The 24,083-nt window shown below is 71.5% G+C and carries 21 protein-coding genes; 10 read left to right on the forward strand and 11 right to left on the reverse strand.

Annotated features, from left to right (window positions below):
• Positions 1-842 precede the first annotated feature (842 nt).
• The 4 genes from AB0447_RS29490 to AB0447_RS29505 all read right to left on the reverse strand — a co-directional run bounded on the left by AB0447_RS29490 (position 843) and on the right by AB0447_RS29505 (position 3,597).
• On the reverse strand, positions 843-2,237 hold the full coding sequence (locus tag AB0447_RS29490) for an FtsW/RodA/SpoVE family cell cycle protein (RefSeq protein WP_366479882.1): 1,395 nt from the start codon (positions 2,235-2,237) through the stop codon (positions 843-845).
• Positions 2,225-2,659, reverse strand: coding sequence for a hypothetical protein (locus AB0447_RS29495; RefSeq protein WP_366479883.1), 435 nt, complete (start codon positions 2,657-2,659; stop codon positions 2,225-2,227). The genes AB0447_RS29490 and AB0447_RS29495 overlap by 13 nt, the downstream gene beginning before the upstream one ends.
• Positions 2,605-3,117 carry a response regulator transcription factor gene (locus AB0447_RS29500; protein WP_366479884.1) on the reverse strand — a complete coding sequence of 171 codons (513 nt, stop codon included), beginning with the start codon at positions 3,115-3,117 and terminating at the stop codon, positions 2,605-2,607. Before AB0447_RS29500 ends, AB0447_RS29495 begins: the two co-directional genes overlap by 55 nt.
• A gap of 105 nt (positions 3,118-3,222) precedes the next feature.
• Positions 3,223-3,597 carry a hypothetical protein gene (locus tag AB0447_RS29505; RefSeq protein WP_366479885.1) on the reverse strand — a complete coding sequence of 125 codons (375 nt, stop codon included), beginning with the start codon at positions 3,595-3,597 and terminating at the stop codon, positions 3,223-3,225.
• A gap of 344 nt (positions 3,598-3,941) precedes the next feature.
• Between AB0447_RS29505 and groES the strand changes: the two genes are divergently transcribed.
• A complete protein-coding gene (groES, locus tag AB0447_RS29510) occupies positions 3,942-4,250 on the forward strand; it encodes a co-chaperone GroES (RefSeq protein ID WP_179174625.1) in 309 nt (102 codons plus the stop codon).
• 117 nt (positions 4,251-4,367) lie between these two features.
• Positions 4,368-5,999: a chaperonin GroEL gene (groL, locus tag AB0447_RS29515; protein WP_366479886.1), complete on the forward strand. Its 1,632-nt coding sequence runs from the start codon at positions 4,368-4,370 to the stop codon at positions 5,997-5,999.
• 60 nt (positions 6,000-6,059) lie between these two features.
• On the opposite strand, the gene AB0447_RS29520 is transcribed toward groL, so the two are convergent.
• The 3 genes from AB0447_RS29520 to AB0447_RS29530 form a co-directional block, all read right to left on the reverse strand.
• On the reverse strand, positions 6,060-6,767 hold the full coding sequence (locus AB0447_RS29520; RefSeq protein ID WP_366479887.1) for an ester cyclase: 708 nt from the start codon (positions 6,765-6,767) through the stop codon (positions 6,060-6,062).
• Positions 6,768-6,816: 49 nt separating this feature from the next.
• Positions 6,817-7,590: an SDR family oxidoreductase gene (locus AB0447_RS29525; RefSeq protein ID WP_366479888.1), complete on the reverse strand. Its 774-nt coding sequence runs from the start codon at positions 7,588-7,590 to the stop codon at positions 6,817-6,819.
• A gap of 61 nt (positions 7,591-7,651) precedes the next feature.
• Positions 7,652-8,332 carry an MOSC domain-containing protein gene (locus tag AB0447_RS29530; RefSeq protein WP_366479889.1) on the reverse strand — a complete coding sequence of 227 codons (681 nt, stop codon included), beginning with the start codon at positions 8,330-8,332 and terminating at the stop codon, positions 7,652-7,654.
• Between the two features lie 79 nt (positions 8,333-8,411).
• Between AB0447_RS29530 and AB0447_RS29535 the strand changes: the two genes are divergently transcribed.
• Complete coding sequence (locus AB0447_RS29535) at positions 8,412-9,314, forward strand: LysR substrate-binding domain-containing protein (RefSeq protein ID WP_366479890.1); 903 nt, start codon at positions 8,412-8,414, stop codon at positions 9,312-9,314.
• Between the two features lie 118 nt (positions 9,315-9,432).
• On the opposite strand, the gene AB0447_RS29540 is transcribed toward AB0447_RS29535, so the two are convergent.
• Complete coding sequence (locus tag AB0447_RS29540) at positions 9,433-9,759, reverse strand: WhiB family transcriptional regulator (RefSeq protein ID WP_366479891.1); 327 nt, start codon at positions 9,757-9,759, stop codon at positions 9,433-9,435.
• Positions 9,760-10,137: 378 nt separating this feature from the next.
• On the opposite strand from AB0447_RS29540, the gene AB0447_RS29545 reads away from it, so the two are divergent.
• The 4 genes from AB0447_RS29545 to AB0447_RS29560 all read left to right on the forward strand — a co-directional run bounded on the left by AB0447_RS29545 (position 10,138) and on the right by AB0447_RS29560 (position 14,642).
• Positions 10,138-10,749, forward strand: a complete 612-nt coding sequence (locus tag AB0447_RS29545; protein WP_003948568.1) for a response regulator transcription factor — start codon at positions 10,138-10,140, stop codon at positions 10,747-10,749.
• 305 nt (positions 10,750-11,054) lie between these two features.
• On the forward strand, positions 11,055-11,684 hold the full coding sequence (locus tag AB0447_RS29550; RefSeq protein WP_366479892.1) for a sigma-70 family RNA polymerase sigma factor: 630 nt from the start codon (positions 11,055-11,057) through the stop codon (positions 11,682-11,684).
• Between the two features lie 151 nt (positions 11,685-11,835).
• Positions 11,836-13,347 carry an IMP dehydrogenase gene (gene guaB / locus AB0447_RS29555; protein WP_366479893.1) on the forward strand — a complete coding sequence of 504 codons (1,512 nt, stop codon included), beginning with the start codon at positions 11,836-11,838 and terminating at the stop codon, positions 13,345-13,347.
• Positions 13,348-13,517: 170 nt separating this feature from the next.
• Positions 13,518-14,642 (forward strand): GuaB3 family IMP dehydrogenase-related protein, encoded by a 1,125-nt coding sequence (locus tag AB0447_RS29560; RefSeq protein ID WP_366479894.1) that lies wholly within the window; start codon positions 13,518-13,520, stop codon positions 14,640-14,642.
• A 64-nt stretch (positions 14,643-14,706) separates the two neighbouring features.
• On the opposite strand, the gene AB0447_RS29565 is transcribed toward AB0447_RS29560, so the two are convergent.
• The 3 genes from AB0447_RS29565 to AB0447_RS29575 all read right to left on the reverse strand — a co-directional run bounded on the left by AB0447_RS29565 (position 14,707) and on the right by AB0447_RS29575 (position 16,529).
• On the reverse strand, positions 14,707-15,024 hold the full coding sequence (locus tag AB0447_RS29565; protein WP_366479895.1) for a type II toxin-antitoxin system PemK/MazF family toxin: 318 nt from the start codon (positions 15,022-15,024) through the stop codon (positions 14,707-14,709).
• On the reverse strand, positions 15,021-15,221 hold the full coding sequence (locus AB0447_RS29570; protein ID WP_366479896.1) for a hypothetical protein: 201 nt from the start codon (positions 15,219-15,221) through the stop codon (positions 15,021-15,023). The genes AB0447_RS29565 and AB0447_RS29570 overlap by 4 nt, the downstream gene beginning before the upstream one ends.
• Before the next feature lie 78 nt (positions 15,222-15,299).
• Positions 15,300-16,529, reverse strand: coding sequence for a nucleotide sugar dehydrogenase (locus AB0447_RS29575; protein WP_366479897.1), 1,230 nt, complete (start codon positions 16,527-16,529; stop codon positions 15,300-15,302).
• Positions 16,530-16,758: 229 nt separating this feature from the next.
• Between AB0447_RS29575 and AB0447_RS29580 the strand changes: the two genes are divergently transcribed.
• From AB0447_RS29580 to AB0447_RS29590, 3 genes are all read left to right on the forward strand, one after another.
• Positions 16,759-18,465 carry a glycerol-3-phosphate dehydrogenase/oxidase gene (locus AB0447_RS29580; RefSeq protein ID WP_366479898.1) on the forward strand — a complete coding sequence of 569 codons (1,707 nt, stop codon included), beginning with the start codon at positions 16,759-16,761 and terminating at the stop codon, positions 18,463-18,465.
• A gap of 156 nt (positions 18,466-18,621) precedes the next feature.
• Positions 18,622-21,228, forward strand: a complete 2,607-nt coding sequence (locus AB0447_RS29585; protein WP_366479899.1) for a protein kinase — start codon at positions 18,622-18,624, stop codon at positions 21,226-21,228.
• Positions 21,229-21,317: 89 nt separating this feature from the next.
• Complete coding sequence (locus AB0447_RS29590) at positions 21,318-24,023, forward strand: serine/threonine protein kinase (RefSeq protein ID WP_366479900.1); 2,706 nt, start codon at positions 21,318-21,320, stop codon at positions 24,021-24,023.
• Positions 24,024-24,083 lie beyond the last annotated feature (60 nt).

Genomic DNA, 24,083 nt, shown 5'->3' on the forward strand with positions numbered 1-24,083 from the left:
GCGGCTTGGCGGGGTCCGCTGCGCGGGGCTGTTCCCCTACCCGCCCCTTCCCGAACTGGGGCTCCGCCCCAGACCCCGCGCCTCAAACGCCGGCGGGGCTGGAGAGCCCGGCCCCCGAAACCCACCCCGGCGGGCCGGAAGCGGGGCTCCGCCCCGACCCCGGCAACCCACCCCGGCGGGGCCGGAAGCGGGGCTCCGCCCCCACCCCCGCAGCCCTCCCCGCCGAGGCCGGAAAGCGGGGCTCCGCTCCAGCCGCGGGCCGGGCAGGCTCCGCCCAACAGGCCAGTGGGGCCGCGCTGTGCGCGCCCCGAACATCCCGCCCTGACGTCTGCTCTCCGTCTGGTAGTGGCTTCCAGGGGTGGGTGGCATACCGCCGCTCCGGCCCGGCCCCGAGCGGGGGGCAAAGGAGCGGGCCCACGCCGTGCGCCCCGAAGCCCCGCCTCGGCCTGTGGACTCCGTCCGGCCGAAGCCTCCAGGGGTGGGTGGCACACCGCCGGCCCGCCCCGGCCCCGAGTGGGGGGCAAAGAGGCGGCCTGTGCCGTGCGCCCCGAAGCCCTCCCCGGGCCTGTGGGCTCCGTCGGGTCGTAGCTTCCAGGGGTGGGTGGCATACCGCCGCTCCGGCCCGGCTCCGAGTGGCGGGCAAAGGAGCAGGCCCGCGCCGGGCGCCCCGAAAGCCCTCCCCGGGCCTGTGGACTCCGTCCGGCCGAAGCCTCCAGGGGTGGGTGGCACACCCCCGCCCCGCACCGGCTCCGAGTGGGGGGCAAAGAAGCAGGCCCGCGCCGTGCGCCCCGTACGCCCGGCGCAAGCAACCGAGGGCGGCCCGCCCCCCACCCACCGCTCAGCTACGCCGCAAGCGTGGCCGGAGGTGGGGAGGTGGTGCGGGTGTCGGCTTCGCGTTGGCGTTCGGCGCTGTCGCTGATGCGGAGGAGGAGGGCGACCATGATCCAGTTGGCGAGCAGGGAAGAGCCGCCCTTCGCCAGGAAGGGCAGGGCCTTGCCGGTCAGGGGGATCAGGCCGGTCACGCCGCCCGCGACCACGAAGACCTGTAGGGCCAGTGCGGCCGACAGGCCGACCGCGAGCAGCTTGCCGAAGGGGTCGCGTGCGCCGAGGGCCATCCGGAGGCCGCGTTGGACCAGCAGGGCGTAGAGGATCAGGACCGCCATGACGCCGGCCAGTCCGAGTTCCTCGCCGACGGTGGTGAGGATGAAGTCGGTGCGGCCGGCGAACTTGATCAGTTCGGGCTGGCCCTGGCCGAGGCCGGTGCCGGTGATGCCGCCGGTGCCGAAGCTGAACAGGGCCTGCGCCGACTGGTCGGAGGTGAGGCCCGGGGGCCGTTGTTCCGGCGGCAGGAAGATGGCCATCGGGTTCAGCCAGGCCTGGACGCGGTTCTTGACGTGCGGCTCGGTGGAGCCGACGGCGAAGGCGCCCACCGCGGCCATGAAGAAGCCGCACACGATCCAGCTGGTGCGTTCGGTCGCGACGTACAGCATGACCACGAACACGCCGAAGAAGATCAGGGAGGTGCCCAGGTCCCGTTCGAAGACGAGCACCAGCATCGCCACGATCCACACCGTGATGATGGGTCCGAGCTGCCGCATCGGCGGCAGCCGCATGCCCAGGAACTTGCGTCCGGCCAGCGCCAGCGTGTCCCGGTGGACGACCAGGTAGCCCGCGAAGAACACCGCGATCATGATCTTCACGAACTCGCCGGGCTGCATCGAGAACGGCCCCAGGTAGATCCACCGCTTCGCGCCGTACGTGTCGGCCCGCATGAAGGCCGGCGCGATGAGCAGCACCAGCGACACGGCCATGGTGATGTAGATGAACCGTTGCAGGTAGCGGTGGTCCCGCAGCAGGGCGACCACCAGCACGCAGGCGGCCACGCCGATGACCGTCCACACCAGTTGTCCGGGCGCGTTCGCCTCGCCGTTGTACCGCTCGATGTACGCCTGGTCGAGCCGGTGCAGCAGGACCAGTCCGAGACCGGTGAGCAGCATCGCCAGCGGCAGGATCAGCGGATCCGCGTACGCGGCGAACCGGCGTACGCCCAAGTGTCCGACGAGGGACAGCAGGGTGATGCTGATGGCGAATCCGGCCAGGTCAGGGGGCAGCTCCCCGTTCATCGCCAGGCCCGCGTCGGCGTGCCCGAAGGTGGTGATGGCGATGACGAAGACGAGAAGCAGCGCTTCGGTGCGGCGGCGGGCGCCCGCGACCGGCGAGGGGCTCAGTCCACGCACGGGATGCCGTCGCCGTCGATGGCGGGTCCGTTCTCCGGGTCGTCCTGGCCCACGGCCTTCGATGCGCCGGGGGAGCCTGATACACCGGGGGAGCCTGATGCGCCGGGTGAGCCTGATGCGCCGGAGTTGCCGGAGCTGCCCGAGCTGCCCGATTCGTCCGAGCCGCCCGGGGCGGCAGGGCCGGCGGAAGCCTTCGGTCCGATCTGCTCGGCAATGCGGCGCTTTATCTTCATATCATCTACGACGTTGATGTCCTCGCCATGGTTCCTTCCGAACCGCTCCACGGGCAGCGTCGTGAACTCCACCCGACCCCCGGACAGGTTCTTCGCCTGCTTCACGAAGCCGAGCAGATCCCATCCCTCGTCCGTCACCACGTCCTGCTTCGTCGCGTCGATCTTCTTGCGCAGCGAGGAGACGTACACCTCGACGATGTTCGGATCGATGCCGGCCGGGTCTCCCAGACCTCGTCGAGGATGTCCTGCTCGGCGACGGCCCGTCCTGGCCGTTCCATCAGGCAGCCGAGGACGTCCAGCTCGCGCGCGGTCAGCTCGATCTCGGCGGTGCCGCGGCGGCAGCCAGCCCTCGCGGTCCAGGACAGGTCGCCGGCTTGGAGGGTGGTGCGCTCGGGGGCGCCGGCCCGCCGGGCCAGGGCGCGCAGCCGGGCGCCGAGCACCACGAAGGAGAACGGCTTGGTGAGGTAGTCGTCGGCGCCGGAGTCGAGGCCGTCGGCCTCGTCGTACTCGCCGTCCCTGCCGGTCAGCATGAGGACGGGGGTGCGGTGGCCGTCGTGGGCGGTGTCGACCCAGTGGCCTTCGGCGAAGAGGCCTCGCCGAAGGGATTCGGCGAGGCCTGCTTCGTCTTCGACCGCGAGTATGCGCACGCCCTCAACTGTCACATAACGGGATGTGCGGGGCGGTGGCGTGCGCTACCGGACGTCTCGGTCTCGGTCTCAGTCTCAGTTTCGGTCTTTGTCTCGGTCTTCGTCTCAGTCCTCGTCTGAGTCTTCGTCCGAGTCGTCGTGGAAGACGACCGAGCGGATCTGGAGCTTCTTGGTGCCCTCCTCGCCGGGCTCGAGGTCGAGGGACTCGCCCTCACAGCCGGGGTCGGTGAAGACGGTGGCGGTCTCGTCCGTGTCGTTCACCGGGGAGTGCGCGGGCGGCACCTCCTTCGGGTCGTCCGCCTCGTCGAGCGTGATGCACTGCTCGCTCGGCGGGTCGACCAGCTTTCCGGTCTGCAGAGCCCGGCTCTCGGACCGGTACTCGTAGGTGAAGGTGCCTTCGGCCGCGCTGGCCGAGGTGGGGAGGGCCATGACGAGCAGGGCGGCGCCGGCGGCGGCACCGAGGGTGTGGCGGATGCGCATGAGGGTTCCTTGCTTGGGGGCGATCGTGCGGCCACTGGGTTCCCGCTCCGGCCGCCGCGCATGCGCAGGATCATGCGTACGGCGGGCAGAGAAACGTTCCGCCTACCGGCCATCCGGGTCCGCCGGGCCCCGCATAAGGAAGGGCGGATTCCGCAACACCCCTGGCGTGAATTGGCACTCCGCTTGACCGAGTGCTAATCGCCGGAATAGTCTCGGGCCTGGCACTCGCCACTGGTGAGTGCCAACACAGCGACGGGCAGGTCCGGCACCCGCGACGACGGATCGACCTGGTCGCCACCTCAGACAGTTAACCCCGTGAGATCTCCGAAGGGGGAGGTCGGATCGTGACGACCGCCAGCTCCAAGGTTGCCATCAAGCCGCTCGAGGACCGCATTGTGGTCCAGCCGCTCGACGCCGAGCAGACCACGGCCTCTGGCCTGGTTATCCCGGACACCGCGAAGGAGAAGCCCCAGGAGGGCGTCGTCCTCGCTGTGGGCCCGGGCCGCTTCGAGGACGGTCAGCGCCTGCCGCTCGACGTCTCCGTCGGCGACATCGTGCTGTACAGCAAGTACGGCGGCACCGAGGTGAAGTACAGCGGCGAGGAGTACCTCGTCCTCTCGGCTCGCGACGTGCTCGCGATCATCGAGAAGTAATTCACCCGAAGCAGAAGCATGCTTTGAGCTGCGCCCCTGGTCACCCCGCTGATTGCCGGGCGGCGAGGGGCGCGGTTCGTTAAACCCCAGATTTTTCGAGAGGGCTGAACCGCTCCCATGGCGAAGATCCTGAAGTTCGACGAGGACGCCCGTCGCGCCCTCGAGCGCGGCGTCAACAAGCTTGCCGACACGGTCAAGGTGACGATCGGCCCCAAGGGCCGCAACGTCGTCATCGACAAGAAGTTCGGCGCCCCCACCATCACCAACGACGGTGTCACGATCGCCCGTGAGGTCGAGCTCGACGACCCGTACGAGAACCTGGGCGCCCAGCTCGTCAAGGAGGTGGCGACCAAGACCAACGACATCGCGGGTGACGGCACCACCACCGCCACCGTGCTGGCCCAGGCGCTGGTCCGCGAGGGTCTGCGCAACGTCGCCGCCGGTGCTTCCCCGGCCGCCCTGAAGAAGGGCATCGACGCCGCGGTCAAGGCCGTCTCCGACGAGCTGCTCGCCACCGCCCGTCCGATCGAGGACAAGTCCGACATCGCCGCCGTGGCCGCGCTCTCCGCGCAGGACCAGCAGGTCGGCGAGCTCATCGCCGAGGCGATGGACAAGGTCGGCAAGGACGGTGTCATCACCGTCGAGGAGTCCAACGCCTTCGGCCTGGAGCTCGAGTTCACCGAGGGCATGGCCTTCGACAAGGGCTACCTCTCGCCGTACATGGTCTCCGACCAGGAGCGTATGGAGGCCGTCCTCGACGACCCGTACATCCTGATCAACCAGGGCAAGATCGCCTCCATCCAGGACCTCCTGCCGCTGCTGGAGAAGGTCATCCAGGCGGGTGGCTCCCGGCCGCTGCTGATCATCGCCGAGGACGTCGAGGGCGAGGCGCTCTCCACCCTCGTCGTCAACAAGATCCGCGGCACCTTCAACGCGGTCGCCGTCAAGGCCCCGGGCTTCGGTGACCGCCGCAAGGCGATGCTGCAGGACATGGCCACCCTCACCGGTGCCACCGTCATCGCCGAGGAGGTCGGCCTCAAGCTCGACCAGGCCGGTCTGGACGTGCTGGGCACCGCCCGCCGCGTGACCGTCTCCAAGGACGACACCACGATCGTGGACGGCGCCGGCAGCCACGAGGAGGTCCTCGGCCGCGTCAACCAGATCAAGGCCGAGATCGAGGCCACGGACTCCGACTGGGACCGCGAGAAGCTCCAGGAGCGCCTCGCGAAGCTGGCCGGAGGCGTGTGCGTGATCAAGGTCGGCGCCGCCACCGAGGTGGAGCTGAAGGAGAAGAAGCACCGTCTGGAGGACGCCATCTCCGCGACCCGCGCCGCGGTCGAGGAGGGCATCGTCTCCGGTGGTGGCTCCGCTCTGGTGCACGCCGTGAAGGTCCTCGAGGGCAACCTCGGCAAGGAGGGCGACGAGGCCACCGGTGTCGCCGTCGTCCGCCGCGCCGCCGTCGAGCCGCTGCGCTGGATCGCCGAGAACGCCGGCCTCGAGGGTTACGTCATCACCTCCAAGGTCGCCGAGCTCGAGAAGGGCCAGGGCTTCAACGCCGCCACCGGCGAGTACGGCGACCTGGTCAAGGCCGGCGTCATCGACCCGGTCAAGGTCACCCGCTCCGCCCTGGAGAACGCCGCCTCCATCGCCTCCCTGCTGCTCACGACCGAGACCCTGGTCGTCGAGAAGCCGGCCGAGGAGGAGGCCGACGGTCACGGTCACGGCCACGGTCACGGCCACAGCCACTGATCGCGCCCCGCGCCGAGAAGGCCCCGTTCCGCAGCAGCGGAACGGGGCCTTCCCCGTGGTTCAGGACTTGTACGGGGACTCGGAAGCGCCCATCTCGCGCTGCAGGCGACCGATGTCGTAGTGCCACCAGCCCTCGATGATCTCCCCGTTCTGGCAGCGGAAGGTGGTGGTGCCGGACATCTCGTACGTCTTGCCGGTCGGGGCGACGCCCATGAAGTCTCCGTGGTGGGTGCCGCGCCAGTTCCACACCGTGCTGATGAAATCACCGTCGGCCAGCTGCGCCATCGGCTCGAAGGTGAAGTCGAAGGCCGCACGCCACCCCTCCACGTCCGAGCGCATGCCGTTGCGCCCGATGACGGTGCTCTCCTCCTTGCCGACGTCGTGATCGATGTAGTTCGTCGCGAAGCACTCGTCGAAGACGTCCAGGTTGCCCTGCATGATGGCTTCGAACACCCGGTTCACCAGGTGCTTGTTGAGCTGTTCGTCCCGCACCACGTCCAGGTTGGTGAACTTGGGCATCCCGTCACACAGGGACACCATCTCCTGGAACATCCGGTCCGTCTCCGGGAGTTGGGAGTTCTTCATGGCCTCTTCGTACGAGGGGAACTCGACGACGTCGACGTAGTGGTCCGCGTCCTCGCGGTCCTTGCCGATCAGGCTGTGGGTGACGGTCCGCCTGCCCTGGCTCTGCTCGACGTACTGGTCCATGAGCCGGTTCAGGTCGTCGTACCGACTGGTCTTGTAATCGATTATCTGTACGAATGTCATGGCATCTCCCGGGATGGATGGGACATGACCATTTTATTCCGGTATGCCGCTATTGGGGTCCGTACTTGCGCCCCGTCCGGGAGGACACCCCGCCCAGCAGCCCGCGCGGCGTCAGCTTCACGACACCCATCAGCGCCTTGTACCGCGGGTCCGGGATCGAGACCGTCTTCCCGCGCGCCAGATCGGCCAGTGCCTCCGCCGCCAGCTTGTCCGCGTCCAGCCACATCCAGTTGGGGATGTTGTCCGTGCCCATGCCGGCCCGCTGGTGGAACTCCGTACGGACGAAGCCCGGGCACAGCGCCATCAGCCGGACCCCGGAACCCGCCAGGTCCTTCGCCGCGCCCTGGGTGAACTGCACCACCCACGCCTTGCTCGCCCCGTACGTGCCGCGCGGCAGGAACGCGGCCACCGAGGCCACGTTGATCACGCCGCCGCGGCCGCGTGAGCGCATCGACTCGGTCGCCGCCGAAGTCAGCCGCAGCACCGCCTCGATGTGCACCTTCAGCATCGTCAGCTCGTCGGCCAGCGGGACCTCCAGGTAGCGGCCCTTGTTGCCGAAGCCCGCGTTGTTGACCAGCAGGTCCACCGGGTGGGTGCGGTCGGACAGCCGTTCCTCGACCGCGCCGATGCCCTCGTCGGTGGACAGGTCGGCGGTCAGCACCTCGGCCTCGATGCCGTGCCGGTCGTGCAGTTCCGTGGCCTGCTCGCGCAGCCGCTTGGTGTCGCGGGCCACCAGGACCAGATTGTGGCCCTGGGCGGCGAGCCGCCGGGCGAAGGCGGCGCCGATGCCCGCCGTGGATCCCGTAATCAACGCAGTCGTCATAGCGGCAACCTAGCCGCCCGGAGCCGTCCGGGCGTCAGGGGCCCGGCGGGCCGACGCGGTGTCAGCCCGCGGCGACCCCGGCGTTCTTGGCCAGGTACGCCCGTACGGTCTCGTGCGCCTTGGGCTCCATCGCCGCGCCCGCCGCCAGGGTGCGCGGCAGCAGGCTGCGCTCGGTGGTGAAGGCGTGGAACCAGAACTCCACCGAGACCTCGTGGTCGGGGCGGTGCACCAGCTCGATGCGGTCGCCGGGGGAGACCCGCCCCTCCTCGATCACCCGCAGGTACGCCCCGGGCCGCCGGGCCTGGGTGAACCGCTTGACCCAGGAGGTCTCCGAGAGGTGCCCCTGGAAGGTCCGGCAGGGGATGCGGGCCGAGGCCACCTCGACCAGCAGGTCGGGGCCGACCCGCCAGCGCTCGCCGAGCAGCGCGCCGTTGACGTCCAGGCCGGTGGTGGTGAAGTTCTCGCCGAAGATCCCGCCGGGCAGTTCGCGGCCCAGCTCGCCCTCCCACCAGTCGAGGTCCTCGCGCGCGTACGCGTAGACGGCCTGGTGGTCGCCGCCGTGGTGGCGCAGGTTGCTGATCTCGTCTCCCTCGACGCCGGAGGCCCCGGTTCCCTTGGGGCCGGGCGCGAAGACGCGGACCGGACCGGTGGTGGGGCGCTTGCCGATGCCGGTGTGCCCGCCGGCCGTGTCGGTGTAGTCGACCGCGGTCGCCCGGCCGAGGTTCACGGAGATGAGGTGCATGGGTGCACGCTAACCCAGTCCGCTCAAAGGGTCGAGACGATATTGGCGCTCCAGTCAAAGCGGGGCTTATGCTCGAAGGGTGATCGAGGCACGTCATCTCCGGGTCCTGCGCGCCGTGGCCGCCAGCGGGTCCTTCTCCGCCGCGGCCCGCGAGCTCGGCTGCACCCAGCCGGCCGTCTCCCAGCAGATGAAGGCGCTGGAGCAGTCGGCGGGCACCCCGCTGCTGGTCCGGGCCGGCCGCGAGATGAGGCTCACCCAGGCCGGCGACGCCCTGGTCCGGCACGCCGCCGGGATCCTGGCCGGGCTCACCGCCGCCGAGGAGGAGGTGGCGGCCATCGCCGGCCTGCGGGCCGGACGGGTCCGGCTGGTGTCCTTCCCCAGCGGCAGCTCCACCCTGGTGCCCACCGCGCTCGCCGCGATGCGGGCGGAACACCCCGGCACCCGGATCTCCCTGGTCGAGGCCGAACCGCCGCGCTCGGTGGAGATGCTGCGCGAGGGCGACTGCGATGTGGCGCTGGCTTTCCGGTACGCGTCCGCCGCGACGGCCGACGCCGGGGAGTGGGACGACCTCGTGGTCCGTCCGCTGCTCACCGACCGGCTCGTGGGGCTGGTCCCGGAGGGGCACCGGCTGGCCGGTGCGGAGCAGGTCCGGATGGCCGATCTGGCCGAGGAGCCGTGGATCGCGGGCTGCCCGCGCTGCCGCCGGCATCTGGTCGACATCTGCGAGAGCGCCGGGTTCACCCCGAGCATCGACTTCGCCACCGACGACTACCCGGCGGTGGTCGGGCTGGTCGGCGCGGGGCTCGGGGTGGCGGTGCTGCCGGAGCTGGCCGTGGAGTCCGTACGGGCCAAGGGGGCGCGGACGGTGGCCGTGGAGCCGGCGGTGGAGCGCGAAGTGGTGGCGCTGACCCTGCCCGACCTCGCGCGGGTGCCGGCGGTGGCGGCGACCCTGGCCCAACTGGAGCGGGCCGCCACCCGGTAGGCCCGGCAGGCCCGGGGGTGACGGCCCGGCCGCGCGACACGCCCGAGCGGCCGCGCGCGTTCCACGGATTCCACAGATTCGAAGAAACGTTCCTTCGTACGTTTCTTCTCTCAGGCGCTCAGTGCGGCGTGTTCGTGCCCGTCACACTGCTGGCGGGGATGAGGCGGTGACGCGCGCGTCCCATCAGTTCCTCGCGCTCGTCCTCGGTGAGGCCCCCCCACACCCCGTAGGGCTCACGTACGGCGAGCGCGTGCGCGGCGCATTCCGAGCGCACCGGGCATCGCATGCAGACCTCTTTAGCCGAGGCCTCGCGCGCGCTCCGGGCCGCGCCCCGCTCGCCTTCCGGGTGGAAGAAGAGGGAGCTGTCGACCCCGCGGCAGGCGGCGAGGAGCTGCCAGTCCCAGAGGTCGGCGTTCGGTCCGGGGAGGCGGGAGAAATCTGCCATTGCTAGTCCTCTTGGTGCCGGTACTGAGGCGGATAGGTCCATGTCTCCACACCTACTGTCCGAGTAGATGTAAATATGACTCATTGGGAATCTAGCCTCAGACACATGCCAAACGGAAGAAAAGCCGCCAAATAGGGCATAGCTCCAGATGGAGGACACGCGGCTTGTGGCGCCTCCATCGTGTTCGCTTCCTCACGTAGAGTGCCGAAGGTGTCCGTCCGACCCGTAACTCTTTCGAGTGACCATCGTTGAGAGTGCGAAGGCGGTTGAACGAAGAAGTTCCCGGACAGGTGTCCGAGAGCATCGACCGCACAGGTGACGATACGTACCAGCCTGGAGGCTCAAGGTGACGCGCATCAGCAGCTGCGGAGGGCGGTCATGACATCCGTCCTCGTCTGCGACGACTCCCCGCTTGCCCGAGAGGCGCTCCGTCGCGCGGTGGCCACCGTGCCCGGCGTCGAGCGTGTGACGACGGCTGCCAACGGCGAGGAAGTCCTCCGCCGCTGGGGTGCCGACCGCTCCGACCTGATTCTGATGGATGTCCGCATGCCCGGCCTGGGCGGTGTCGAGACCGTCCGCCGACTGCTCTCGGCCGACCCGGGAGCCCGCATCATCATGCTCACGGTCGCCGAGGACCTCGACGGCGTGGCCCTCGCGGTCGCCGCCGGTGCCCGCGGCTATCTGCACAAGGACGCCTCGCGCGCCGAGCTGCGGGCCACGGTCACGCAGGCGCTCGCCGATCCGACCTGGCGGCTCGCCCCGCGCCGGCTCCGCTCGGCCGAGATGGGCGCCGCGCCCACGCTCACCGCGCGCGAGATCCAGGTGCTGGAAGGGATGAGCCACGGCCGTTCCAACGCGGAGATCGGCCGGGAGCTGTTCCTCTCCGAGGACACGGTGAAGACCCATGCCCGCCGCCTCTTCAAGAAGCTGGGCGCCTCGGACCGGGCGCACGCCGTCGCGCTCGGCTTCCGCTGGGGCCTGGTCCGCTGACCGCGGAGCCGGAATAGCGCTCCCCGTCCGCCGCCGGCGGACGGGGCGGCAGCGGCACGTCCCGTCGTACCCGGTGCGCAGCCGGGGGTTGGCGAGGCACAATCCGGGGGACGTGTCGCTTCGTGCGCGATGCCGCATCCTTGAGGGTGTGCCGCATTCTGGAGATGTGGAGTCCTCGGGGACATTCGGCCGAGCGGGAGGGGAAGGCGCAAGTGATGAGTTCCGGCGCGCCCGCTCATAACGCTTCGATGCACGAAACGGGCCATGGTGCCGCAGAAGCTTCGGCGCCAAGGCACCATGGATTGATGCGCGACGATGAGGCCCTGGGGTCCCCCGCGGCCACAGGCCCCACCGGCGCCGCCAAGAGCGGCAGTGCCGGGGCTGTCGGCGCGCTCGTCCGCAAGGCGGTCGAGGGCGACGAGCAGGCCACTCACGATCTGCTCGCCCATGTGCACCCGCTGGCCCTGCGCTACTGCCGCACCCGGCTCTCCCGGCTGCCCGGGGATGCCCGCCACTTCGTCGAGGACCTCGCGCAGGAGGTCTGTGTCGCCGTGCTGATGGCGCTGCCGCGGTACCGGGACACCGGCCGCCCCTTCGAGGCCTTCGTCTTCGCCATCGCCGCGCACAAGGTCGCCGACCTGCAGCGGGCCGCGATGCGGCACCCGGGCAGTACGGCCGTACCGTCCGACGAGATGCCCGAGCGGCCGGACGACTCGCTGGGCCCCGAGGAGCGGGCGCTGCTCAGCAGCGACGCGGAATGGGCCAAGAAGCTGCTCGCCAATCTGCCGGAGAACCAGCGGGAGCTGCTGGTGCTGCGGGTGGCGGTCGGGCTGACGGCCGAGGAGACCGGGCAGATGCTCGGAATGTCCCCGGGCGCGGTGCGGGTCGCCCAGCACCGGGCGCTCAGCCGGCTGCGCGCCCTCGCCGAGCAGTGATCCGGTCCGAGTGATCCCGTCCGTCTCGCCGGCTTTGTCAATTTCGTATGAACTGACAAAACTCCCGGTCGATCTTCATCGTGGAATGAGACGCCCCGCGATCCCGTTAGCATGGACATCCGCGCTGAGCAAGACCATCTGGGAAGGTGTCATGACTGTCAACGGCGACGTCGATGGAGTACCGGGCAAGTTCGCGACGCTGGGGCTGACGTATGACGACGTGCTCCTCCTCCCCGGCGCGTCGGACATGGCGCCGGACGAGATCGACACCTCCTCCCTCATCTCCCGGAACGTCCGCGTGAACGTTCCCCTGCTGTCCGCCGCCATGGACAAGGTCACCGAGGCCCGCATGGCCATCGCGATGGCCCGCCAGGGCGGCGTCGGCGTACTGCACCGCAACCTCTCCATCGCCGACCAGGCCAACCAGGTCGACCTGGTCAAGCGCTCCGAGTCCGGCATGGTCACCGACCCGATCACGGTGCACCCGGACGCGACCCTGCGCGAGGCCGACGAGCTGTGCGCCAAGTTCCGCATCTCCGGCGTCCCGGTCACCGACTCCGCGGGCAAGCTCCTCGGCATCGTCACCAACCGCGACATGGCCTTCGAGTCGGACCGCGGCCGCCAGGTGCGCGAGGTCATGACCCCGATGCCGCTGGTCACCGGCAAGGTCGGCATCTCCGGTGTGGACGCCATGGAGCTGCTGCGCCGCCACAAGATCGAGAAGCTGCCGCTGGTCGACGAGGCGGGCATCCTCAAGGGCCTCATCACCGTCAAGGACTTCGTCAAGGCCGAGAAGTACCCGAACGCGGCCAAGGACAAGGGCGGCCGGCTGCTGGTGGGCGCCGCGGTCGGCGTCGCCGGTGACGCGTACGAGCGCGCCCAGGCGCTCGTCGAAGCCGGCGCCGACTTCATCGTCGTCGACACCGCGCACGGCCACTCCCGCCTGGTCGGCGACATGGTCGCCAAGATCAAGTCGAACGCCTCGGTGGACGTCATCGGCGGCAACGTCGCCACCCGCGACGGCGCCCAGGCGCTCATCGACGCCGGCTGCGACGGCATCAAGGTCGGTGTCGGTCCCGGCTCCATCTGCACCACCCGCGTGGTCGCCGGCATCGGCGTCCCGCAGGTCACCGCCATCTACGAGGCCTCGCTGGCCGCCAAGGCCGCGGGCGTCCCGGTCATCGGCGACGGCGGCCTGCAGTACTCCGGCGACATCGCCAAGGCCCTGGTCGCCGGTGCGGACACGGTCATGCTCGGCTCGCTGCTGGCCGGCTGCGAGGAGTCCCCGGGCGAGCTGCTCTTCATCAACGGCAAGCAGTTCAAGTCCTACCGGGGCATGGGCTCGCTGGGTGCGATGCAGTCCCGCGGCGACCGCAAGTCCTTCTCCAAGGACCGCTACTTCCAGGAGGGCGTGGGCGGCGACGACAAGCTCATCCCCGAGGGCATCGAGGGTCAGGTGCCCTACCGCGGCCCGCTGTCCGCGGTCGTCCACCAGCTGGTCGGCGGCCTGCGCCAGTCGATGTTCTACGTCGGCGGGCGGACGGTGCCCGAGCTCCAGGAGCGCGGCCGGTTCGTCCGGATCACCTCGGCGGGCCTCAAGGAGAGCCACCCGCACGACATCCAGATGACGGTCGAAGCCCCGAACTACTCCCGCAAGGGCTGAGCGCGGGACAGGCACGACGGCTGAGGGCGGGACCGGGACACCGGTCCCGCCCTCAGCCGTTCGGCGGCCTTTCCGCGGCGGGTCCGCGTCCGTACAGCGGTCGGGGGAACGCGGTCGTCCGGCGTTCGGGGATACTGGACGGGCAGACCAAGAGGGAAAGGCCACCACACGTGACTGAGATCGAGATCGGGCGCGGCAAGCGCGGCCGCCGGGCGTACGCCTTCGACGACATCGCCATCGTCCCCAGCCGCCGCACGCGCGACCCGAAGGAGGTCTCGATCGCCTGGCAGATCGACGCCTACCGGTTCGAGCTCCCGTTCCTGGCCGCCCCCATGGACTCGGTGGTCTCCCCGCAGACCGCCATCCGCATCGGCGAGCTCGGCGGCCTCGGCGTGCTGAACCTCGAAGGCCTGTGGACCCGGTACGAGGACCCGCAGCCGCTGCTCGACGAGATCGCCGAGCTGGACGAGGAGGCCGCCACCCGCCGCCTCCAGGAGATCTACTCCGCGCCGATCCAGGCGGACCTGATCCGGCAGCGGATCAAGGAGGTGCGCGACTCGGGCGTCGTCACCGCCGCCGCGCTCTCCCCGCAGCGCACCGCCGAGTTCTCCAAGGCCGTCGTCGACGCCGGCGTGGACATCTTCGTGATCCGCGGTACCACCGTGTCGGCGGAGCACGTCTCCGGCGCCGCCGAGCCGCTGAACCTGAAGCAGTTCATCTACGAGCTCGACGTCCCGGTGATCGTCGGCGGCTGCGCCACGTACACCGCGGCCCTGCACCTGATGCGGACCGGCGCGGCCGGCGTGCTGGTGGGCTTCGGCGGCGGCGCCGCGCACACCACCCGCAACGTGCTCGGCATCCAGGTCCCGATGGCGACCGCCGTCGCGGACGTGGCCGCGGCCCGCCGCGACTACATGGACGAGTCCGGCGGCCGGTACGTGCACGTCATCGCCGACGGCGGCGTGGGATGGTCCGGCGACCTGCCGAAGGCCGTCGCCTGCGGTGCGGACGCGGTGATGATCGGCTCCCCGCTGGCGCGCGCCACCGACGCGCCGGGCAAGGGCCACCACTGGGGCATGGAAGCGGTCCACGAGGACGTTCCGCGCGGCAAGAAGGTCCACCTGGGCACCGTCGGCACCACCGAGGAGATCCTCACCGGCCCGTCGCACACCCCGGACGGCTCGATGAACCTCTTCGGCGCCCTGCGCCGCTCGATGGCCACCACCGGCTACAGCGAGCTGAAGGAGTTCCAGCGCGTCGAGGTCACGGTCGCCGACTCCCAGCACCGCCGCTGACGTTCCCGCGTCCGTCGTACGGAGGGCCGGCACCCCGGGTGGGGTGCCGGCCCTCCGGCGTCTGTCAGAGCCCGAGGTACAGCGTGACGGCGTGCTCGACCTGGGCGAGTTCGTATCGGTCCAAGTAGTGCACCGGGTCGCCGTGGACGAACGACACGTCGACCGTGCGGATCTGGTCGACCAGCAGTCGGGTGAGCGTTCCGGCAATCTCCAGCTCGGGTCGGAACGGGGAATGCTGGGCGCTGGTCGAGGTGGGGATGATCGTCACCACGTTCCAGGCCATGCTGCTCGGACTCAGCACGAGCCCGTACCGCTTGCCCTGCTGCTCGTGCCCGCGCTTGGCGTTGCCCAGGTCCACTCGGTAGACGGCGCCCCGGATCACCAGGCATCCGGTTCGTTACTGAGGTCCTCGTCCGCGAGCCGCTCGGCGGCCGCGCGGGCTTGCTCGAGCCATGCCTCCCGCTCCAGCAGGCGCAGTGCCCGTCTGATCACGTCGCTGGTCCGCTCTCCCTCGCGCATGGCTGCCGCGATGATGCGCTCATCCTCTTCCGTGGGCCGAAACCCTATCGTCGTCGCCATATGGCCAGCTTAGCTGCCGTGCAACATCTGTACAACGAATGTTTCACGTCGGGCGGGCGGCGCGGCATCGGGCAGGCGTCAGAGGCGGTGGGCCGCGCCCGCCGGGCTGGCGCCGCGGGTGTCGAGGAGCAGCTGCGCCTTCACCGCCAGGCCCTGGAGGTCGTACGTGCGGTGGTGCTGGAGGAGGAGCGTGAGGTCCGCGTTGGCGGCCGCCTCGTAGAGGGAGTCCGCGCGGGGCACCGGCCGGTCCCGGACCCGCCAGCCGGTCACGTACGGATCGTGGTAGCTGATCAGTGCGCCCAGGTCGAGCAGGCGGCTGGCGATCTCGCGGGCCGGAGAGCCCTCCTGGTCGGCGAGGTCCGGCTTGTAGGTGACGCCGAGGAGCAGCACCCGGGCGCCGCGGGCGGATTTTCCGTGCTCGTTCAGCAGGGTGGCGCAGCGCTGGATCACGTACTGCGGCATCCGGTCGTTGATCTCCTGCGCCAGTCCGACCATGCGCAGCGGGTGGCCCGGGGTGCGGGTGGTGTGCGGGAGGCAGTTGGGGTCGAGCAGGATGCCGTGGCCGCCGACGCCGGGGCCCGGGCGGAAGGCCTGGAAGCCGTACGGCTTCGTCTCGGCGCAGCGGATGACGTCCCACAGGTCCACGCCGAGGTCGTGGCAGAGCACCGCCATCTCGTTCATCAGGGCGATGTTGACGTGCCGGTAGTTGGTTTCGAGGAGCTGGACGGTCTCGGCCTCGCGCAGGCCGCGGGCGCGGACCACCTTCTCGGTGAGGCGTGCGTAGAAGGCTGCGGCGGACTCGGTGCAGGCCGGGGTGAGGCCGCCGATCACCTTGGGGGTGTTGGTGAGGTTGTGCGTCCGGTTGCCCGGGTCGAAGCGGCTGGGGGAGTAGGCCAGATGGAAGTCCCGGCCGGCCAGCAGGCCGGAGCCGGCTTCGAGCAGGGGGCGCAGGTAGTCCTCGGTGGCGCCGGGATGGGCGGCGGACTCGAGGATGACGGTGGTGTGCGGGCGCAGTCGGCCGGCCAGCGCGCGGGCCGCCTCGCCGACCGCCGAGAGGTCGAGCGCACGGTCGGGGCCGAGCTGGGTGGGGGCGCAGATGACGGCGGTCCGGACCCGGCCGAGTTCGGCCGGATCGGTGGTGACGCGGAAGCCGGCCGCCGACATCCGGCGGATGTCGGCGGCGGTGAGCGTGCTGTCCGTGGCGGGGCCGCACCCGTAGCCGACGGTCTCGATACCGGCGGAGACGGCGGCCTGGGCGAGTGGCAGGCCGAGGTGGCCGAGTCCGATGACGGCGAGATCTGCGGGCATGGCGGTGCCGTCCCTTCCCTGACATGAGGGGGCTGTACGCGCAAGTCCTGTGGGCAGGGGAAGCTGGCGCTATGTCAGACTAGGCGTATATATGACCGATGTGTCGCATTGGGGGGCGGTGGCCACCGTTGTGTTGTCCACAGGCGGTGGCTGATGTGGGAGTGCGAGGTCAGACTGATGTCCACGGGGGAAGTGAGCGGGGCGACCCGCACACCAACGGGAGGCAGCAGTGAGGACAGCGACACTGGGACCGGCGCAGCGCGCCGAGGCGCTCGCCCGGATGGCCGAGCGGGAACTGGACGTGCTGGTCGTGGGCGCCGGAGTGGTGGGGGCCGGCACCGCGCTCGACGCGGCCACCCGGGGGCTCTCGACCGGGCTGGTCGAGGCGCGCGACTGGGCCTCGGGGACGTCGAGCAGATCCAGCAAGCTGATCCACGGCGGGCTCCGCTATCTGGAGATGCTCGACTTCGCGCTCGTCCGGGAGGCGCTCAAGGAGCGCGGTCTGCTGCTGGAGCGGCTCGCGCCGCACCTCGTGAAACCGGTGCCCTTCCTGTACCCGCTTCAGCACAAGGGCTGGGAGCGGCTCTATGCCGGTTCGGGAGTCGCGCTGTACGACGCCATGTCGGTGTCCAGCGGGCACGGCCGCGGCCTGCCCGTGCACCGGCACCTGTCGCGCAAGCGGGCCCTGAGCGTCGCCCCCTGCCTGCGCAAGGACGCCCTGGTGGGGGCCCTCCAGTACTACGACGCCCAGATGGACGACGCGCGGTACGTCGCCACCCTGGTGCGGACGGCCGCGGCGTACGGGACGCAGTGCGCCAACCGGGCCCGGGTGATCGGCTTCCTCCGGGAGGGCGAGCGGGTCGTCGGCGCCCGTGTCCAGGACGTCGAAGGCGACGGGGAGTACGAGATCCGCGCCAAGCAGGTCGTCAACGCGACCGGGGTGTGGACGGACGACACGCAGGCGCTGATCGGCGAGCGCGGCCAGTTCCACGTCCGCGCCTCCAAGGGCATCCACCTGGTGGTGCCGAAGGACCGCATCCATTCCACGACCGGCCTGATCCTGCGCACCGAGAAGTCCGTGCTGTTCGTCATCCCGTGGGGCCGCCACTGGATCGTCGGCACCACGGACACCGACTGGGACCTGGACAAGGCGCACCCGGCGGCCTCCAGCGCGGACATCGACTACCTGCTGGAGCACGTGAACTCGGTGCTCGCGGTGCCGCTCACCCGGGACGACGTCCAGGGGGTGTACGCGGGCCTGCGGCCGCTGCTGGCCGGCGAGTCGGACGCGACCAGCAAGCTCTCCCGGGAGCACACCGTCGCGCACCCGGTGCCCGGGCTGGTGGTCGTGGCGGGCGGCAAGTACACCACCTATCGGGTGATGGCCAAGGATGCGGTGGACGAGGCGGTGCACGGGCTGGACCAGCGGGTCGCCGCCTGTGTCACCGAGGACGTCCCCCTGGTGGGGGCCGAGGGCTACCGGGCGCTGTGGAACGCGCGGGCCCGGATCGCCGCCCGGACGGGCCTTCATGTGGTGCGGGTCGAGCACCTGTTGAACCGGTACGGCTCGCTGACCGAGCAACTGTTGGATCTGATCGAAAAGGATCCGCGGCTCGGCGAACCGCTGGGCGGGGCGGACGACTACCTGCGGGCCGAGATCGTGTACGCCGCCTCCCACGAGGGCGCCCGGCACCTGGACGACGTACTGACCCGGCGGACCCGGATCTCCATCGAGACCTTCGACCGCGGCACCCGATCGGCCAGGGAATGCGCGGAGTTGATGGCCCCGGTGCTCGGCTGGGACAAGCAGCAGATCGAGAAGGAGGTCGAGCACTACGAGAAGCGGGTCCAGGCGGAACGGGAGTCGCAGCGGCAGCCCGACGACCAGACGGCGGACGCGGCCAGGCTGGGGGCGCCCGACATCGTCCCGCTGTGAGCCGCGCCCGGTTTCCGGGGTCCGGGGAACCGCGGACCCCGGGCGCCCGTCCGTCCCGGAGTGAGGAACAATGAGGGTTCGGCCGGGGCGGGTTACCGTCGGGACCCGGTGGACGCCGGGCCGGCCGAGCGGGCGGCACGATCGCAGAGGGGACCCATGTCGAAGCCGGAGCACACGCCCTCAGGTTCCGGTGGGGGCGAGCACGACAACCGCACCCAGGAACCGGACCTCGGAAAGCCGAAGTCGGCCGAGCCGACGGCACCGGTTCCGGCGGAGCCGGACTCGGCCCAGCCGGATGCGGCAGGGGCCGGCGCGAAGCCTTCGGCTGCCGCGAAACCGGAGCCTGCCGCGGCGGCTGCCGCAAAGCCGGCTGCCGCGAAGCCGGATGCCGACGCGGGCGCGCCGGGCCGGACGAAGGCCGACTTGGCCAAGCCGGTGTCGGCCAAAACCGATCTGGCCAAGCCGGCCGCGGGTAAGCCGGAGCCGGTGAAGGCCGATCCGGCCACGCCGGGTGCGGTCAAGCCGGCCGCGGCCAAGCCGGAGCCGGGTAAGGCCGATCCGGCCAAGCCGGGTGTGGGCAAGCCGGAGCCGGGTAAAGCCGATCCGGCCAAGCCGGGTGCGGGCAAGCCGGAGTCGGGTACTGCCGATCCGGCCAAGCCGGGTGTGGGCAAGCCGGCCGTGGGCAAGGCGGAGCCGGTGAAGGCCGATACGGTCAAGCCGGGTGTGGGCAAGCCGGCCGCGGGTAAGGCGGAGCCGGTGAAGGATGCGCGGCCCAAGGGGGTCACCGGGGACACCGCCGAGGACGAAGGGCGGCTGCTGGCCCGGCGGTACCGGCTGGAGCGGGTGCTGGGCAAGGGCGGCATGGGCACCGTCTGGCGGGCCGTCGACGAGACCCTGGGCCGCACGGTGGCCGTCAAGGAGCTGCGGTTCAGCTCCGGTGTGGACGAGGACGAGAAGCGCCGCCTGATCACCCGGACCCTGCGCGAGGCCAAGGCCATCGCCCGGATCCGCAGCGGCGGCGCGGTCACCGTGTTCGACGTGGTCGACGAGGACGGGCGCCCCTGGATCGTCATGGAGCTCGTCGAGGGCTCCTCGCTGGCCGAGTTCATCCGGGAGAAGGGCACGCTGACCCCGCGCCGGGCCGCCGAGGTCGGCCTCGCGGTGCTCGACGTACTCAAGGCCGCGCACGGCGAGGGCATCCTGCACCGCGATGTGAAGCCCTCCAACGTCCTCATCTCCGACAGCGGCCGGGTGGTACTGACCGACTTCGGCATCGCGCAGGTCGAGGGCGACCCCTCGGTCACCTCCACCGGCATGCTGGTCGGCGCGCCCTCCTACATCTCGCCCGAGCGTGCCCGCGGCCAGAAGCCCGGCCCGCCCGCCGACATGTGGTCCCTGGGCGGCCTGCTCTACGCGGCGGTGGAAGGCGTACCCCCGTACGACAAGGGGTCGGCGCTGGCGACCCTCACCGCGGTGATGACCGAGCCGGTCGATCCGCCCAAGAACGCCGGCCCGCTGACGGAGGTCATCTACGGCCTGCTCGTCAAGGATCCGGACCGGCGGCTCGACGACGCCGGCGCCCGGGCCATGCTGACCGCGGTCGTCAACGCGCCGGATGCTCCGGCCGAAGCCCCGGCCGACGAGACCAGGGTGATATCGCTGTCTGCGGCCAAGGCAGCGGCCGAGAAGGCCACAGCCGACAAGGCGGCGGAGAAGGCGGCGGAAAAGGCCGCCGCGAAGGCGGCCGCGAAGCGGGAGCGGGAGCAGCGAGACCGGGCCCGCGAGGCGCTGAAGGCGGCCCGCAAGGCAGCTGCCGCGGCAGCCGCGGCCGCGGCCGCGACGACGGCGAGTGCGGCGGAGGCCCCGGCGGCCGGAGCCAAGTCCGGCTCCGCAGGACCTGCTTCGGCCGCAGCCGCGCCCACCTCCTCGCTGCGGGTGCCGAAGGCCGTGGCCCCGCTGACGGATGTGATGCAGCGCCGCACGATCGCGCTGGCCATAGCAGCCCTGGTGGTGGTCCTCGCCGTGGTCGGATCGCTGGTCGTGTGGGCGTTCGGCGACGACGAGGACAAGGGCGGCAAGGACGCGGCCAAGGTCGGGAACCCGGGCACCCAGGTGTCCGGCACCCCGTCCCCCGGCAGCGGTACGGGCGGCGACGGCAAGGGCGGCAGCACCCCGGCGCCCGGCCAGAGTTCCGGCCAGGGGTCGGGAGACCAGGGCTCCGGATCCGGGTCCGGGTCCGGTACGGCGGGGAGTTCGGGAACGCCGGGGACGATTCCCGGTGGCCCCGGCGGGGCCGGCAGCGGCATGCCCGCCGGGTTCGTGGCGGTGATCAACGCCGAGTTCCACTTCGCCATGGCCATGCCGGAGGGCTTCGTGCAGACCGGCACGGCAGGCGAGAAGTCCGGTGCCATATACAGCAGGAACGGCGGATTCCCCCGCATCCAGGTCGACTTCAACAAGAGTCCGAAGGACGACGCCAAGCTGGCCTGGGTGAAGGCCGCACCGTTCGTGGCGGGCAGCAGCCGGGAGTACCGGCAGATCCGCATCGACCTGGTGGACTACCGCGGTTACCCGACGGTCGCCGACTGGGAGTTCGAGCGGAAGCAGAACGGGATGATGGTGCGGGTGCTGAACCGGGGCTTCAAGGTCGACGCCAAGCACGGCTACGCGATCATGATCAGCTGTGCGGCGGACCAGTGGGACGGCGCGGAGTGCACGCAGCTGCGGAAGGCCGCGTTCGACACCTTCCGGCCGGTGGACTGAGCCCCCGGCGACCTCCTTCAGGTCCGGGACGCGGGCGGGTTGTGCGACGTATCGTGTCCGGGGGACATCGGGGCAACGGGGGAGGCGGAGTGGAGGACTACGCGGGGCGCATCCTGGCCGACCGCTACCGTCTGCCGCTGCCGCCGTCCGACGCGTACGAACTGATCGAGACCCGGGCCTTCGACACCCGCAGCGGGCAGGAAGTACTGGTCCGGCAGGTCCCGTTGCCGGAGATCGTGGACGCGGAGCTGCTGGACGGCGGCGGGTCGGCTCCGGACCGCCGGACCCCGGCAGCGCTCGGGGAACTCCCCGCGGTCCGGCGTGCCATCGAGGCGGCCCAGGCGGCCGCCCGGATCCCCGACCATCCGCGGCTGGACCAGGTCTTCGACGTGTTCGCCGAAGACGGTTCGCTGTGGATCGTGAGCGAACTCGTCCCGGCGCGGCCCCTGGCGGCACTGATCGCGGACGAACCGCTGAGTCCGTACCGGGCCGCTGAGGTCGCCTCGGACGTCCTGACCGCGCTGCGCGTCCTGCACGCGCACGGCTGGACCCACCGCAACATCACGGTGCGCACCGTGTTGATATGCGATGACGGGCGGGTGGTCCTGACCGGCCTGGCCGCGGGCGCGGCCGAGGAGGCGCTCTGCGGCTACGATCCGGTCCCCTCGTTGGACCAGGGCGTCCCCGCGGCGGACTGGGGCCGTCCCGGTGCGCAGCAGTCTGCCCCCGTCCCGACCCCGGCTCCCGCCCGGGCACAGGCTCACGTCCCGGCCCCGGCCTCCATTCCGCCGTCCGCTCCCGTTCCGCCGCCCGTTCCCGTCCCCCCGGCCCGGTCCGGGCCGGGGGAGTACGGGGCGACCTCGGGGGCGGGACTCGCCGCGCTGTCCACCGGGACGCAGCGGCCGGAGCCCGATTCCTCGCAGGGGCCCGTCTACGCCGACCGGATCACGCCGGGACAGCGGGCCGAGGACCGGCCCGATCTGACGGCGGCCGCGCGCGCCGGAGCCGTCGCGGCCTACCGTGCCGGGACGCAGGCGGCCGCGCGGGTCACCGAGGAGCGCCGGGCCGTCACCCCGGGGCCGGTTCCGGAGCCGGAGCCGCGGCCGCGAGGGTCGAAGCTTCCGCAGGGGTACTCGTACCCGTACGGCGGAGGCCCGCAGACCACGGCCGGCAGCTGGCACGGGGCCACCCCGCGCCGCCAGGAGCTCCCGGCCACCCCCGAGGCGGAACCCGAGTCCCAGCCGGTGACCGAGGCCGGACACGAGGCCGGATACGAGGCCGGATTCGACGCGGGCCTCGAATCCGAGCCGGCGACGACGGCCCCGATCGCGGTGCCGCCCACCCCGTACGCCCGGCCCGCCCTGCCCGCACAGCTGGCCCTCCCGCAGGGCTACCGCCAGGCCGAGGACACCGCCCTGGCCGCCCCCGCCACCCCGCAGGCCCCGCCCGAGCCCGCCCCCGCCCCGTCCGCGCAGCCGGTCCAGCTGCCGCAGCCGGTGCAGCCGTACCCCGCGGCGCCCGGGAACGCCCAGGGCAGCGGCTGGGGTGCCGAGGCCCGGCCCGGTGCCGGGCTGGCGGCCGAGCGGGCCCGGCAGACCCGGATCGCCGTCGTCGGGGCCGTGACCGAGCGGTGGGCGCCCGAGCAGGCCCGCCCGGTGCACGGCACCTGGCAACTCGCCGCTCCCGTCGGGCCGGCCACCGACCTGTGGGCGCTCGGTGCCCTGCTGTACCGGTCGGTGCAGGGGCACGCCCCCTACCCGGAGGAGAGCGCCGCCGAACTGGTCGAGATGGTGTGCGCCGAGCCGCCCGCCTTCGCGGAGGAGTGCGGGCCGCTGCGGCCGGTCGTCGAGTCGCTGCTGCGCCAGGACCCCACCGAGCGGCCCGACTTCGAGGAACTGCGCGGCTGGCTGCGCTCCCTCGTCCGGTCCGCTCCCGAGCCCGAGGGCGCCGAATACCTGGTTCCGCTGCCCGCCACCGACCCCGCGCGGCTGCCCGTCGTACGCCGCCGCGGCGAAGTGCACCACGGGCGGCACCGCCAGGAGAGCGGCTCGCGCCGCCCCCGCAGCGCGCGTTCGCTCGGACGGAACCTGCTGCTCGGGATCCTGCTCGCGCTCGCGGCCGTCGTCGCGTACGCCGTGCTCTTCCTGCCCGAGGCCGACCAGGATCCGGCCGGCAACCCGGGCCCCGCCCCCACGAACCCGCAGAACCAGGGGAAGCCTTCGAGCCCGGGCAGCAGTCCCGCGCCGCAGGCCTCCGCCGGCCCCGAGGCCACCCCGTCCTCGCAGCCCACCCCGCCGCCGGGAACCGGCACGGGGACGGGTGCCGGGACCGGGACGGCCCCAGCGCCCCCCGGGTACACCGTCGCCCAGGACCCCGAAGGCTTCGAGGTGCTGGTCCCCAGCGGCTGGGAGCGGAGCGCCAAGAACGATGCCGGGCAGGTCCGTTACTCCGACGGGGACTACGAACTGATCGTCGTCCCCGGCCGGGACGCCGTCGCGGGCAGCCCCGACCCGCTCGCCTACCAGAAGGACAAGGAACGCGAGCTGGAGCCCTTCCGGTCCTCCACCTGGGCCACCTCCAGCGGCACCAAGCAGACGAAGGTGGGCCAGAAGCTGACCGCCGAGGGCACCTACACCTGGACGGACGCCAACGGCCGCAGCCTCTACGTCCGCAACTACGTCGCGGCGCTCGGCGGCCGGTACCACGTGGTCATGGTGCTCGGCCCGCAGGACGGCCAGGACAAGGTCACCGAGGTCCACGGGAAGGCCACGGGGAGTTACCGGCCCGGCCGTTGAGGGTCCTCGACCCTCCCGGAAACGCAGTCTGATCATCCGTCACTGCGGCAATTGCGTCAC

It is taken from the genome of Streptomyces sp. NPDC051211 (assembly GCF_040689505.1).
Lineage (GTDB): Bacteria > Actinomycetota > Actinomycetes > Streptomycetales > Streptomycetaceae > Streptomyces.

Excerpts from the sequence above, each read along its gene's own strand:
- AB0447_RS29505 (WP_366479885.1), bottom strand. The coding sequence starts at position 3,597 with ATGCGCATCCGCCACACCCTCGGTGCCGCCGCCGGCGCCGCCCTGCTC.
- groL (WP_366479886.1), top strand. The coding sequence starts at position 4,368 with ATGGCGAAGATCCTGAAGTTCGACGAGGACGCCCGTCGCGCCCTCGAG.
- AB0447_RS29520 (WP_366479887.1), bottom strand. The coding sequence starts at position 6,767 with ATGACATTCGTACAGATAATCGATTACAAGACCAGTCGGTACGACGAC.
- AB0447_RS29525 (WP_366479888.1), bottom strand. The coding sequence starts at position 7,590 with ATGACGACTGCGTTGATTACGGGATCCACGGCGGGCATCGGCGCCGCC.
- AB0447_RS29530 (WP_366479889.1), bottom strand. The coding sequence starts at position 8,332 with ATGCACCTCATCTCCGTGAACCTCGGCCGGGCGACCGCGGTCGACTAC.
- AB0447_RS29540 (WP_366479891.1), bottom strand. The coding sequence starts at position 9,759 with ATGGCAGATTTCTCCCGCCTCCCCGGACCGAACGCCGACCTCTGGGAC.
- AB0447_RS29545 (WP_003948568.1), top strand. The coding sequence starts at position 10,138 with ATGACATCCGTCCTCGTCTGCGACGACTCCCCGCTTGCCCGAGAGGCG.
- AB0447_RS29550 (WP_366479892.1), top strand. The coding sequence starts at position 11,055 with ATGCGCGACGATGAGGCCCTGGGGTCCCCCGCGGCCACAGGCCCCACC.
- guaB (WP_366479893.1), top strand. The coding sequence starts at position 11,836 with ATGACTGTCAACGGCGACGTCGATGGAGTACCGGGCAAGTTCGCGACG.
- AB0447_RS29570 (WP_366479896.1), bottom strand. The coding sequence starts at position 15,221 with ATGGCGACGACGATAGGGTTTCGGCCCACGGAAGAGGATGAGCGCATC.
- AB0447_RS29575 (WP_366479897.1), bottom strand. The coding sequence starts at position 16,529 with ATGCCCGCAGATCTCGCCGTCATCGGACTCGGCCACCTCGGCCTGCCA.
- AB0447_RS29585 (WP_366479899.1), top strand. The coding sequence starts at position 18,622 with ATGTCGAAGCCGGAGCACACGCCCTCAGGTTCCGGTGGGGGCGAGCAC.